Source organism: Paenibacillus thermotolerans (assembly GCF_028745515.1).
In the GTDB taxonomy this organism is placed as follows: Bacteria; Bacillota; Bacilli; order Paenibacillales; family YIM-B00363; genus Paenibacillus_AE; species Paenibacillus_AE thermotolerans.
Window position 1 is genome coordinate 1 of the sequence record NZ_JAQZSG010000065.1, and the last position, 12,406, is coordinate 12,406.

The 12,406-nt window shown below is 43.0% G+C and carries 12 protein-coding genes and 1 pseudogene; all 13 read left to right on the plus strand.

The window, feature by feature from the left end; translation table 11 throughout:
- Nucleotides 1–109 precede the first annotated feature (109 nt).
- Nucleotides 110–775, plus strand: a complete 666-nt coding sequence (locus tag PT964_RS25720) for a phage terminase large subunit family protein (RefSeq protein ID WP_274366219.1) — start codon at nucleotides 110–112, stop codon at nucleotides 773–775.
- Between the two features lie 5 nt (nucleotides 776–780).
- A complete protein-coding gene (locus tag PT964_RS25725; protein WP_274366220.1) occupies nucleotides 781–2,079 on the plus strand; it encodes a phage portal protein in 1,299 nt (432 codons plus the stop codon).
- 388 nt (nucleotides 2,080–2,467) lie between these two features.
- Nucleotides 2,468–3,169: an FxLYD domain-containing protein gene (locus tag PT964_RS25730; protein ID WP_274366221.1), complete on the plus strand. Its 702-nt coding sequence runs from the start codon at nucleotides 2,468–2,470 to the stop codon at nucleotides 3,167–3,169.
- 57 nt (nucleotides 3,170–3,226) lie between these two features.
- Nucleotides 3,227–3,667 carry a hypothetical protein gene (locus tag PT964_RS25735; protein ID WP_274366222.1) on the plus strand — a complete coding sequence of 147 codons (441 nt, stop codon included), beginning with the start codon at nucleotides 3,227–3,229 and terminating at the stop codon, nucleotides 3,665–3,667.
- A gap of 71 nt (nucleotides 3,668–3,738) precedes the next feature.
- A complete protein-coding gene (locus tag PT964_RS25740; RefSeq protein ID WP_274366223.1) occupies nucleotides 3,739–4,083 on the plus strand; it encodes a hypothetical protein in 345 nt (114 codons plus the stop codon).
- A 43-nt stretch (nucleotides 4,084–4,126) separates the two neighbouring features.
- Complete coding sequence (locus PT964_RS25745) at nucleotides 4,127–5,260, plus strand: Ig-like domain-containing protein (protein ID WP_274366224.1); 1,134 nt, start codon at nucleotides 4,127–4,129, stop codon at nucleotides 5,258–5,260.
- A gap of 144 nt (nucleotides 5,261–5,404) precedes the next feature.
- Nucleotides 5,405–5,497 (plus strand): annotated as a pseudogene (locus PT964_RS25750) (sporulation transcription factor Spo0A); the annotation flags it as partial.
- A 432-nt stretch (nucleotides 5,498–5,929) separates the two neighbouring features.
- The gene (locus PT964_RS25760) at nucleotides 5,930–6,391 is read left to right on the plus strand and encodes a helix-turn-helix domain-containing protein (protein WP_274366225.1); all 462 of its coding nucleotides are present in this window, start codon (nucleotides 5,930–5,932) and stop codon (nucleotides 6,389–6,391) included.
- Nucleotides 6,392–6,432: 41 nt separating this feature from the next.
- Complete coding sequence (locus PT964_RS25765) at nucleotides 6,433–7,266, plus strand: hypothetical protein (protein WP_274366226.1); 834 nt, start codon at nucleotides 6,433–6,435, stop codon at nucleotides 7,264–7,266.
- A 170-nt stretch (nucleotides 7,267–7,436) separates the two neighbouring features.
- The gene (locus PT964_RS25770; protein ID WP_274366227.1) at nucleotides 7,437–9,026 is read left to right on the plus strand and encodes a methyl-accepting chemotaxis protein; all 1,590 of its coding nucleotides are present in this window, start codon (nucleotides 7,437–7,439) and stop codon (nucleotides 9,024–9,026) included.
- Nucleotides 9,027–9,047: 21 nt separating this feature from the next.
- Nucleotides 9,048–9,473: a chemotaxis protein CheW gene (locus PT964_RS25775; RefSeq protein ID WP_274366228.1), complete on the plus strand. Its 426-nt coding sequence runs from the start codon at nucleotides 9,048–9,050 to the stop codon at nucleotides 9,471–9,473.
- A gap of 21 nt (nucleotides 9,474–9,494) precedes the next feature.
- Nucleotides 9,495–11,417: a chemotaxis protein CheA gene (locus PT964_RS25780; RefSeq protein ID WP_274366229.1), complete on the plus strand. Its 1,923-nt coding sequence runs from the start codon at nucleotides 9,495–9,497 to the stop codon at nucleotides 11,415–11,417.
- A gap of 32 nt (nucleotides 11,418–11,449) precedes the next feature.
- Entirely contained in the window at nucleotides 11,450–12,376 is a 927-nt protein-coding gene (locus tag PT964_RS25785; protein WP_274366230.1) for an HD-GYP domain-containing protein, read from the plus strand.
- Nucleotides 12,377–12,406: the final 30 nt, after the last annotated feature.

Genomic DNA, 12,406 nt, shown 5'->3' on the forward strand with positions numbered 1-12,406 from the left:
CTGAAGTACGAAATTTTCTGTGTCCACTCTATTGACCTAATATCAAAATGAATTTTATCAAGAGTATCCTGCTACAGATATTCAGGCGTTTATTAGTACAGGTTTAAGTGTGTTTGATCAGACGAAAATACTTGAACAAATGGGTCATACATTACCGTCATTAGGAAATAAAGAATTATTCGAATTACCGGAAATTTTAAAACAATATATTGGTCGAGGATTGGAACTATATAATCTTCCTAGGCGTGGAATGCGTTATTTTGCAGGGGTTGACGTATCAGCAGGAAGTAAGAATGATTCAAGTACTATTGTTGTTCTTGGGTCTGACGGTGAACAATATGCTTCATTTAATCGGAATGATATTCCAATATATAAATTTGTTCAGGTAGTCCGAGAAATCGGGCTATTTTTTAATTATGCGTTTCTAGTCATTGAGCGTAACGGCTTAGGAATTTCAGTTTTGGAGCGTTTGCGCAAAGATACAAATCAACCTTACCTGAATCTGTTTAAGCACAAACAATTTGACAAAGGGAAAATAAGACCGCAGCTTGGATGGCTTCAAACAGCGACAACTAAGAATATTGCAGTAACAGATGCGAAGGAACAGTTTGAATGTGGTTTGGTTAACATTCATTGCAAAGAATTACTTTCGCAGATGCAGACATATACCGAGGACAATAAACGTACTGACGGACACCATCATGACTTAGTTCAGGCGTTTATGTTGGCGATTCAAGGAATAAAGCACAATAAATATTATGTTGAGGTGGTCTAAAGCGTATGAATCAATATATAACTGAAATGTACGATGGGCGTAGAGAGTGGTTTGTTGAGGAAGTAAGTCAGGTTTCTAATATGCAAAGGGTTAATGATATTATCGAAGCCAAAGAGTATTTAAGCGGTAGTCATGACATTTTGAAAAAGCCAAGTTATCAATTTAACGGTGTAACGGTAGAGCCTAGAAAAATCGTGCTTCAATATGCGAAGACAATAATTAATTTTAGCGTTGGTTATCTATTGTCGAATCCAATTACTTTGACAGGAAATAAGAATGTTGTCGATGCTTTCAAAAAGGTTTATAAGCGTGGAAAGTATAATCGGGTTGATTATGATTTGCTGGATAAGATGAGCAAATACGGCTTTGTTGCGGAGTATCCGTATTTGGATGGTGAAAGGAACATCCAATCAAAGGTTTTTGATCCTGCCGATAGTTACCCTGTATATGACCATAAAAATGAGTACATAGCCTTTATTGAACAGTATTGTATTGATGGGATTGACTATTATACAGTCTACTATCCAGATGTAGTTGAATCGTGGAGTAATATTGGTGGTGAGTTAAGGCTATTAGATACTAAGTCTAATTTATGCGGATTGCCGATTATTTACCGTAATCAAAGTGAAATTAGCAATTTAGGGCGTTCAGATTTAACTGATATTGCTTCGATCCTTGATTCAATGGAAGACCTTTTGTCTAAGGCCACTGACGGTTATTACAGATACATTAGCGGTATTCCTGTAATAATAGGGCAACAGTTAAAGGGTGACGGTATCCCTAAAGATATAGTGGGGGCTGGAATTGTATTAGAAGATGGAGCCGATTTTAAATTTGTCTCAAATGAGTTTGATCATCAAGCGTTTGAATCGTTGTATAAGACGTTGACAAGCGCATTGTTGGATATCTCGAATATCCCTGCTGTATCCATGAGTAAGACGGATATAAGCAACTTGTCAGAGGTGAGTATCAGATTATTGTTTAGTTTGTCAGATATGAAGGGTGCACTTAATGCTAAGTTTATGAGGGAAGGTATTGAACAGCGTTTTGAGATTATAAGAAAACTTCTTGAATATAATAATGTGAAGTTTACGGATGATGAATACGATACACTTGATTTTGTATTCCAGTTTGCTAGACCTCAAAATGATAAGGAGATTGTAGAAAACTTGAAAGCTTTGAATGAGATGAAAGCGATCAGTTTGGAATCAATCTTAGAGCGTAATCCTTATGTGACTGATGTACAAGGTGAGATGCAAAGGATTAAGGACGGGAATGTATTAAATGAAAATGCTTCTCAATAAGATTTAATCAAAGTATAGGCGTGACAAGGAATATGTATCTTAATGGATATGTAGACCAACTCACGCCTGTTACTATATATGGTGTTTAACTTCAAATATAAAATCTATATATAGTGGTATGTCGCGGTTGTTTTCAGCCATTCTTGTTCGTGTTTTATGTATTATTTTCGGCTGCCATGATCCAATTATAATAATCAAGCCGACTAATACTATATTAGTACGTCTGGATATAGCCAAAATTTACTAAATAGTGGTATGATTTAACCTAATTATGGATTTATGCAGATATTATGCATAAAGGCTGAATATGATGATACCCCTAAATTGAGAATGGGGCCGCTAGCATGTCACATTACACATAAACGAAAAAAATGAGGTGATTACTTGAATGGATTATAAGAAGAAATTTGCTCTTATTTCAGCCATTTGTTTATGTCTCATAACTGTTGGTTGTTCTGGAAGCGAAATTAATGAAAGGATAGAAAATGTTGATGCATCAATTAGCTTGTATAAAGCATCCGTAGAAAATGCCGATGAAGTACAAGATTTTAGTAATGGGTTAAATTGGTTACTTGGCGGTTTTGAATACACAGATTCTGGAGATGATCTGGCTATAAAATATGCTCTTGTGGATAAAAGGAAAGAATTACTTCGGTTACTGCTGGAAAATTATTATCTTACAGAAACTCAGGTAAATGAGTTATTGAATATAACAGATGATGTTGAACGAAGCGCGAAGATCGATGGTATATCTGCAAACATCTTTAACAAGTTCGAAAAGCAAAAAGAAGCAGAAGCAGAGCTAGTAAGAAATGAAGCCAATCCAATTGAAATACTTGATACCAAAGGCGAAATTGACGGAGATTACATTTATGTGTCCGGCGCAGTCAAAAATATAAGTAAATCAACTCATTCTTACATCAAAGTAAAAGTAATTTACTCCGATGCTAGTGATAATGTAGTTGATACGGACTGGACATATGCTTCAAGTGAAGAATTAAGACCGGGTGAGCAAAAATACTTTGAAGTAATGACTAAGAGGAGAGATGGAATGGAAAAGTTTAGAGTTGAGTTAATGGATTATGAATAGAAATTAAAGAATGACTATGATTCTGCTGGCTGAAGTAAAAGGAAATGAGGTAAAAATATGCGGAAAATTATAGTATTACTTTGTTTTACTCTGTTTATTTCTGCCTGTTCTTCATCGACAAAAACAGCGTCAAAGCCAGAAGGTGTAGGGCAAGATATTTGGAACACAGGATTAACCTACGCAGTTATTATTAATGAATTTCTAAAAGAAGATATAAAAATTTCTGGTGGAACACTAAGTGAAAGAATTGGCCAGTTCTCAAACCCGGACAATAAAAAGGACAATACCAATGCTGAATTATCAATATTAGATTATGTTAAAGAATTGGCAATTCATGCAGTTAGTTATCAGGCATTTGGTGCGGAATCATCAAAGAAGAGTTATGATGAATATTTTTCAAAATTAGAGAGCATTTACGGTAAAGGTTCGTTGATAATCGAAAATGTAGATAATGACCTTTACGATGAAGTTATTCATGAATATTCGAAAATGTTTTAAAAAAGTGATTAGGTTTAGCCGCCAATCTAGGCGGTTTTTCTTTTGTCGAAAAACTAAAAGGAGACTTAACTATGTTAAATCTTGAACGTTTGAAAATGGAAATCCGTAATATTGTTTATCCCGATACAGAATTAACTGTATATCTTGAAGAAAATGGTTTACATGCTGACGATGAATATAATTCACAATCGGCTACCAACAAAAGAGCAATACATCTTACAGCATTATCTATCCTTGAATCACTTGCAAATGATCCTGCTTTAATGAAGAAATACAAACTTGATGATATTACGGTTAGTGACTTTGCTGAGAACCTACAAAACCGGATAGACCAACTGGAACGAAAAATACGCATGATGGCGGTATCGGATAACGAGACTAGTCAAACTAATACATTTATGTTGTTTAACTCTTAAAGGTACGGTTTACGCCGTATCTTTTTTTATTCGGAGGGGTTTCATGTTTAATTATTTTGATTTAACAAGTACAACGGATTATGAGTATTTGCTTTCGGCAATGGGAACGGACGTATTAATAAATGGTGAAACAGTTCGAACATTGGTAACGAATACGAACCTAGAACAGAATTATGATGATAAACGGATAAGTTCATTAACACCATTTAAGCGTGGGGATTTAATCGAATTTGATGATAAACAATGGATGATTATTAGTGAGGAAGCCAGTAAGCGTTATGGCAAGTGGAAAGGCATTATGCGACTTCTTCCCCACACTATTACTTTTAACGCTTCCTGCGTCTTTATATCCGTTCCTGCGTTTATTGAAACTCAATCATTAGGCGTTGAAAGTGGACAGATAATGACGATTGCTGACGGTCAATTGTATGTGAATGTACCCGACAATGAGGAAATACGAAATATCAAGGTTAATGACCGTTTCATTAAATATGGGCTTGCGTTTAAGGTTGTTGGCATTGATCGGTTTTCAAAAGAAGGTATTGCAATTGTAACCTGTGAGAAGGATTCAATTTCCCCTTATGATGATGTTACAAATGATATTGCTGGAGGATTAGCATGTTCCGTTGAAATAACGAATCCTGAGCCGATTGAAGTATATGAGGGGCAAACATTACAGTTGACATGGAACAGTAACAATGCTCCTGTGGTGTTTATATCGTCTGATGAATCTATAGCCACTGTAGACGCTTCAGGACTTGTTACAGGCGTTAGTGTTGGACAGGTGACTATAATCATTCAAAACGCAACAAATGAGTTTCTAAGGGATTCTGTGACGGTTAATATTATCGAAGAACCTGCATCCTATTCCATTCAAATTACAAGTGGGAGTTCTACACCAATTGAAATTAAATATGGTCAAAGCAAAACGTACAATGCAGAAGTTTATAATGGAGCAACATTAATTGTTGATGGTTCACAGCCGGTTTCTTGGCAACTCTTTGCTGATGACAAAGTTTCAAACACTACACTTGCAAACATTACAAGCCAAAATGGAACGAGTTGTACAATTAAAAATAACAATGCGAATAGTGGTTATGTCCAATTAAGGGCAATGCTTCAAAGCGATAACTCAATTGTTGCGTGGTACAGAATACAAATGAAACCGTTATTCTAAAAGCCGTTATTGCCAAGCTTTATCGGGTTATTTATAATAGAAATTGGAAGGCAAAAATGCCAACCAATACTTTAATTGTAACCCGATAAAGTGTTTGGATTATACAAGTGAACAATAACTGAAAACCCTTGATATGCCTAGTATTATACGATCAACATATCCAAAGCCAAGCCTACGAACAGCGAGTTTATCGCGATGGTGGCGGACAAGCTGCGGATTGAGAATAAGGTTAGCTGAGACGGGGGATATTAANGTATTATACGATCAACATATCCAAAGCCAAGCCTACGAACAGCGAGTTTATCGCGATGGTGGCGGACAAGCTGCGGATTGAGAATAAGGTTAGCTGAGACGGGGGATATTAATAAACAAGCCGAAGGGTCATAACCCTTAAACTTAAAAACCACTTTTTTATCGGTTTCGACGAACCGATAAAAAAGTGGTTTTTTCTTCTTCAATCTGCCATAGTTGCGTCAAACCAACATGTCGAAAATTGTCGCAATTTAGTGGATAATACTAAAGAAAGCAAAAGCAACAATATCGAGTGAACGACTTAAAGGGAATATATGGTTTATTCTGAAATTTAGGAAATTCATTCGCCAAAGCATGCGAAATGGTTCGAATTTGTGCAATCCGGTGCATGTTGCAAGGTAAGGGGTATGAACAGATTTGAAGCAAAACGACTTAGGTTCATTCATAAAATTCAAGAGATTGTCAAGAGGACTTACTCAGGAACAGTTGACGCAAAAAATATTTGAGGAAACCGAGCTCGTGCTGAACAATTCACATCTTAGCGATATTGAGAGCGGAAGGATCATGCCGAGGATTGAAACGTTGAATATCATTATACAAGCGCTTGACATTGAGTATGAAGATATTAGAGAAAGCTATCTGATGAGGATCGATGATAAGAAAACGCTTGTCGAGCTTGCATCCAAACATATACAGGAAGGAGATTACTTCTTTGCGAAACGGATTGTCGCCAAACTGATCAGACAAATCAAGAACGAATACGGCGGGACGAAACAAATATACCGGCTAACCTACAAAGTTTATGTATTGCTGTGCATTCACTATCGGGAAAACCTGCCGAAGCGGGATAAAATGATCGATTATATTGTCAATATATGATCTCTTTGTCCAAAAAGCAGTCCTCTCAGCTCATTGAGAGGATGTTTCTATTCTCCAGCACCAATCAGATTTACGAATCGTTCGTTGAGATTGCCTCCCGTGTTGCGGACAGCGTGAAATATCACTCCAAAGAAAGCTTTAAGTGCAGCTACCAGCTTGCCACAGCATTAACCCATTGCAATCGGCCGGTCGATGCTTTATTCGAAATGATAAAAGCATTAAAACTTGCCGGCGAAGCCGCCGTCGACGATAAGACGAAAGGGGCGCTGCAATGGAAAGTCGGCATCGCTTACTTTCAATTGCAAATGTACGAACAAGCGAAACCCCACCTATCCGCATCGCTGATGCATTTTAAGAGAGGATCGAAGGACATTTTCGTTTGCTGTCATTATCTCGGTTTAATTCACTATTACCTCGGTCATTTTCACGATGCGCGCTTATATTGGGACAAGGTATTGAAAAGTACGTTCATCGACGATCATCTGCGGCTCAAAACGATTAACGATTATTGTTTTATGGAACTCCGGTTGGGAAACTTGGAGCAAGGAATGAAGCTTCTGCAGTTGGCTCACTCGTATTGCGACAACGGCGGTCACGAGTCCGTTCCGGACGGGTGCGCCATATGCTTCAGCCTTTACTTGCGAAACAAAGCATTGCTTTTGAAAACGGAACGAAAGCCTGCCCTTAAGCTTCTGCTTGATACACTGCAAATGTGGACCGCCACTCCTCACAAGTCCGACTTTCACAAGCAAGACCTATTTCTGTTATGGAAAGATATTTTGTTAATTGTTACGAAGGAAGAAGCCTCTAGGCCGGAAGGACTACTAAGCGAAGAGCAGTTCAACCTGCTGGAGACGATGAAAAACTTGATTTAGGAAAGCTGAAATATGTCGAATTATGGTGAATTATGTCGGTTATAGCGTTGGTTATGGCGATTTTTGTTGGAAATCGACGATGAACTGAAGGTTGAAATGGGATGAAAGTTATATTGTGGAAATAGGATTAAAGTCTTTGGTTTTTAATTTCGTTTAGGGAGGCAATTCCTTTGAAGTGGTTCCGCAATCGTAAGACATCGCAAAAATTAATAGGGTCGTTCGTGCTAATTTCGCTCATTTTGGCGGGGATCGGCGTTTACTCGCTGATGAACATGGCGAAAATCCAAAGCAACGTCGGAGGAATTTATAACGATAATTTAGTTCCTACACAGTACTTAGCGCAAGCGCAAATTCAATATCAGCGCATTCGGGTAAATATCAGAGACGTTTACATGGCTGAAACGAGCGATGAGAAAAGCAGTTACATAGACCGAATCGATCAAATCAGGGCGGATTTTGAAACCAGCCTGCAGCAATATGAAAAGGGCATTTCGTCCGACTTGGAAAGAGAACAAAATGAGAAAGTAAAATCCGCGGCAGGTCTTTACTTGGATACGATCGATCAAGGCATCAAGCTGGCCGTCGACGGGAAATCGGACGAACTGAAGTCTTTGATCCGCGGAGATATGAAACATAAAGGAGATGAGCTGCTCAGCGGTCTTGACGATTTAATCCGAATCAATGACGAACAGGCGCTGCGCGGGTTCAACGACAGCGAGAAAGCCTATGCGTCATCCCGAATCGTCACCGTCGCGGTCATCATTATCGCTTTCGCATTAAGTGTGGCAATCGGCTTGTTTATTTCGAACATTATCTCTCGACCGCTTAATCGAATGGTCGAAGCGACCAGAAAAATCGCCGGCGGGGATATGACCGTTACAACGGATATGGATTCGAAAGACGAAGTAGGCCAACTGGCCATGGCGATGAACGAGATGACGGGCAATCTCCGTTCATTGATCGGCGGAGTCATTTCCTCCGCTCAAAGCGTCGCGGCGGCGTCGGAGCAAATTTCCGCCAGCACGGAGGAGATCGCCAGCGGAAGCTCTCATCAGTCTCAATCCGCCCAACAGATGAACGAGCTGTTCAAGGAATTGTCCGAAGCGATCGGTGCGGTTGCGAAAAACTCCGAAATTGCCGCGGAAATTTCCGACGAAACGAAGGCGGACGCCGAGCAGGGGAGCCAAGTCGTTCTTTCGTCGATTGAAGGAATGAATCAGTTAAGCGAGCAAATGGCGCTGCTGCAAGAAGACTCCGCTAAAATCGGCGAAATCATCGAAGTAATCGACGATATAGCGGAACAAACGAATTTGCTTGCATTGAATGCGGCGATCGAAGCGGCACGGGCGGGAGAACAAGGGCGCGGCTTCGCGGTTGTAGCCGACGAGGTGAGAAAGCTTGCCGAACGAAGCGGCGAAGCGACGAAGCAAATTAGTACGATCATTAAAGGAATGCAAAACAATACGACGCAGAGCGTTAACGCAGTAACGAATGCGGTAACGCTGTCCAAGCAAACCGAGCAGTCGTTCCAAACCATTGTGGTGAAAGTGAACGAGGCGGCGAAGCAGGTGACGGAAATCGCGGCGGCGAGCGAAGAGCAAGCGGCTCAATCCGCCGAGGTGCTTCGATCGATTGAAACGATAACGGCGATTAGCGAAGAAGCGGCCGCGGCTGCGGAGGAAACGGCATCTTCATCCCAATCGCTGGCGGAGCTCGCGGAACAGTTAAACGAAGCCGTGTCCACGTTCAAGATTAATTAAATAGAAGGCGGGTTTCGCAACATGGACGGGATTTCCAACCAATTTCAATATGTTGAAATCGGAATCGCAAACGAATGGTACGCCATCAAAATATACGACATCCATGAAATTATTAAAATGCAGGCCATTACGGAGCTGCCGCATAGCGGAGCGCACATTAAGGGAGTCATCAACCTAAGGGGGAAAATCGTGCCCGTCATAAGCCTTCGGGCCCGGTTCGGCTTGGAGGAAGTTCCGTATAGCAAGGCTACGCGGATCGTCGTTGTCAACTATAAGGAAGAAGCGGTCGGCATTGTCGTTGACCAGGTGGATCGAGTGACGACATTTCAAAATATTCAGCCGCCGCCGGAACGGGTCGGCGGCGTGGACGGCGAATTTTTCTCGGGCATCGGGCAAACCGATCGGGGGTTGGTCAGTTTGCTGAAGCTTGACCATCTTCTTCAGTAGCGGAAAGGAGATGGAGGCAGTATGCAAGCTTCGGAGTTTATCGAGGTTTTCATGGAAGAGCTTGAGGAGCAGCTTATTCAGATCGAACAAGGCATCATTGCGCTGGAGCATGACAAGGATCCGGAAGCGGCGGTTCAAAGCCTCTTTCGAGCGGCTCATACGCTGAAAGGCTCGTCAGCCGCTATGGGGCTGGTCGAAATGAAAAATCTTACCCACGAAATGGAAATGATTCTTGAACTGGTGCGCAGCGGCAAACAAGCGGTCTCCGGAGAGCTGATTGATTTGCTGCTCTCGTGCTTGGATTTGCTGGTCGTATTAAAAAACCAGTTTGCAAGCGGGGAGGGCCGATTCGCAACAAGCGCGGACCTTGTCGTGCGCTTAAAGCATTTCGCAGGGACGGATGCTTCGAAACATTCGGCCCAAACATTCACTTATACGGTGCGAGTCGTTATTTCCCCGGATTGCCCGATGAAGACGGCACGGGCTTTCCTTATTAAGCATTGTATTGCGGAATTGGGCGAAATAGCCGGAACGGACCCGGATTTGGATTCGCTGCCGGATGACGGCGAGCCTGAGCATTTCAGCTGCATCGTAACAACTTCGTTCCAAGAGGATGAGCTGAAGGCAAAAATCGCCGCAACCGTGACGGATGTCAGTAGCATCGATATTTTTCCTTATCGGCAAGAGGCGCCGGAATTGGCTGATGAAGAAACCGTCTTGGAACTCCAAGATAAGGAAAAGCGCAAATCGAAAACGGTTCGCGTCGACGTCGAGCGGCTGGAGCAATTGATGAATTTGGTCGGGGAGCTTGTGATCGATCAAACGCAGGTGGCCCGAATCGGCGGCATTCTGAATGCCAAATATGCTTCAGACGAGACCGTCGATGAGCTTGACAAAGTTTCCGACCACATTTCGAGAATTATCGGCGAACTGCAGGACAGCGTCATGAAGGCGCGGATGCTGCCGCTGGAGCAGCTGTTCATGCGCTTTCCCCGTATGGTAAGGGACTTGTCGCAGCAGCTCGGCAAAGAGGTGGAGCTCGAGATTGCCGGAGCGGAAACGGAGCTTGACCGTACTGTGCTGGAGGTTATCGGAGATCCGCTCATTCATTTAATCCGCAACGCTCTCGACCACGGGATCGAGACGCCTGACATCCGATTGGCTGGCGGCAAGCCTGCCAAAGGTTTGCTGCAAATTACGGCCGCTCACAAAGAAAACCAAGTGATCATTACCGTCCGCAACGACGGAGCGCCTATCGAGCCGGACAACATGAAGGCTGCGGCGGTTAGAAAAGGGATCATTACCGAGGATGAGGCGCTTGCGCTGACGGACCGGGAAGCGACAAACTTAATTTTCCGCCCCGGATTTTCGACCGCTGCTTCGGTTAGCGATATTTCGGGGCGCGGTGTCGGAATGGATATTGTGAAAAACCACATCGAGCAGCTGAACGGACTGATCGAGGTGGAAAGCGGCAACGACGGCACTGTATTTTCGATTAAGCTGCCGCTTACACTTGCCATCATTACCGGTCTGCTTGTGGGATTGAATGCGAAAACGTTCATTATCCCGATGAGCAACGTCGTTGAAATTGTCCGCGTCAATCCCAACGACATTCAAACGATCAAGGGAGAACCGATTGTCGTCATCCGAGGCGAAGTTATGCCGTTAATTTGGCTTCACGATTGTTTCGGCGTCAACCGGCCGGCCGGATCGGACAAATATATCCCGGTTGTTATAGTCGGCACCGGGGAAAAAAGAATGGCTTTGGTCGTCGACGAACTTAAAGGAAATCAAGAGGTTGTCGTCAAATCGCTCGGAGGGTTTGCCGGCAAGAGAGACGGCATTTCCGGAGCGACGATTCTCGGCGACGGCACGGTCGGGCTTATTGTGGAGGTATCGGGGATTGCCAAGCTGATCCAGCTCGCCAATGGGTATAAAAAATGACCACGTTACGAGGGGGAAGGCGAGGTTTATCGATGAATCGGCTTCGTGCAAAGGCGGCGGGGAATGGACGCTCTAAGCTCTATTCCGCCGCATTTTTTGTGGTTTTTCCGATTACGGTGTGGATTGACGGATTTATGTTTCCGGATAAGTTCTTGAACGGCTTGTATCTTGTCGATATTGCGATTGCGGGAATCGCCTTTTGGCGAACGATATGGCTTCAAGTCCTCATTGCGGTATTGATTACTTGGTGCTATTACCAATTCGCTCCGTTCGAACCGCCGCCTTTTTACGCAATCGTCATTGACGGAATTGTGTTCTTGCTTGCCATGTTTTCGGTTTCCGCCATCGTAAAGTCCTATTCGAGAGAGCATGAAAATTTGCTGAATTTGACGCTGGCGCTCGCGAAATCGCTTGATTCGAGGGACCCGTATACCGCGACTCATTCGGAGAACGTCGCCAAATACGCCCGAGCGATCGCCGCGGAGCTCGGATTGCCGCAGAAGGTGCAAGACAATATTTACATCGGCGGTCTGCTTCACGATATCGGAAAAATCGGGGTTCCGGAGTCCGTTTTGAGCAAGCAATCAAGCTTGACGGAACCGGAGTACGAAATGATTAAGCGGCATCCGAGAATCGGCTACGATATGGTGAAGCATATTTCCGCGTTTCGGAATAACGGGATCTTGGATATGATTTTGTATCACCACGAGCGTTATGACGGTACGGGGTACCCGGAAAGATTGAAGGGGGAGCAAATTCCTTTGTTCGCCCGCATTATGGCCGTAGCCGATTCCTTTGACGCCATCACTTCCAGCCGCGTTTACCGCCAAGGGAAAAACATAAACAGCGCCATTCAAGAAATATGCGAGCATAAAGGCACGCAATTCGATCCGGACATCGTGGACCGGTTTGTCAAAATACTTCGGGAGCGGCCGGCAAATATTCAATCGAGTAGATAGGGGCGGCTAGCCCCTGACCTCTCACACCAC

Bases quoted from the DNA above. Each gene is read 5' to 3' on its own strand.
- PT964_RS25725 (WP_274366220.1), top strand. From the start codon at position 781: ATGAATCAATATATAACTGAAATGTACGATGGGCGTAGAGAGTGGTTT.
- PT964_RS25730 (WP_274366221.1), top strand. From the start codon at position 2,468: ATGGATTATAAGAAGAAATTTGCTCTTATTTCAGCCATTTGTTTATGT.
- PT964_RS25735 (WP_274366222.1), top strand. From the start codon at position 3,227: ATGCGGAAAATTATAGTATTACTTTGTTTTACTCTGTTTATTTCTGCC.
- PT964_RS25740 (WP_274366223.1), top strand. From the start codon at position 3,739: ATGTTAAATCTTGAACGTTTGAAAATGGAAATCCGTAATATTGTTTAT.
- PT964_RS25745 (WP_274366224.1), top strand. From the start codon at position 4,127: ATGTTTAATTATTTTGATTTAACAAGTACAACGGATTATGAGTATTTG.
- PT964_RS25765 (WP_274366226.1), top strand. From the start codon at position 6,433: ATGTTTCTATTCTCCAGCACCAATCAGATTTACGAATCGTTCGTTGAG.
- PT964_RS25775 (WP_274366228.1), top strand. From the start codon at position 9,048: ATGGACGGGATTTCCAACCAATTTCAATATGTTGAAATCGGAATCGCA.
- PT964_RS25780 (WP_274366229.1), top strand. From the start codon at position 9,495: ATGCAAGCTTCGGAGTTTATCGAGGTTTTCATGGAAGAGCTTGAGGAG.
- PT964_RS25785 (WP_274366230.1), top strand. From the start codon at position 11,450: ATGAATCGGCTTCGTGCAAAGGCGGCGGGGAATGGACGCTCTAAGCTC.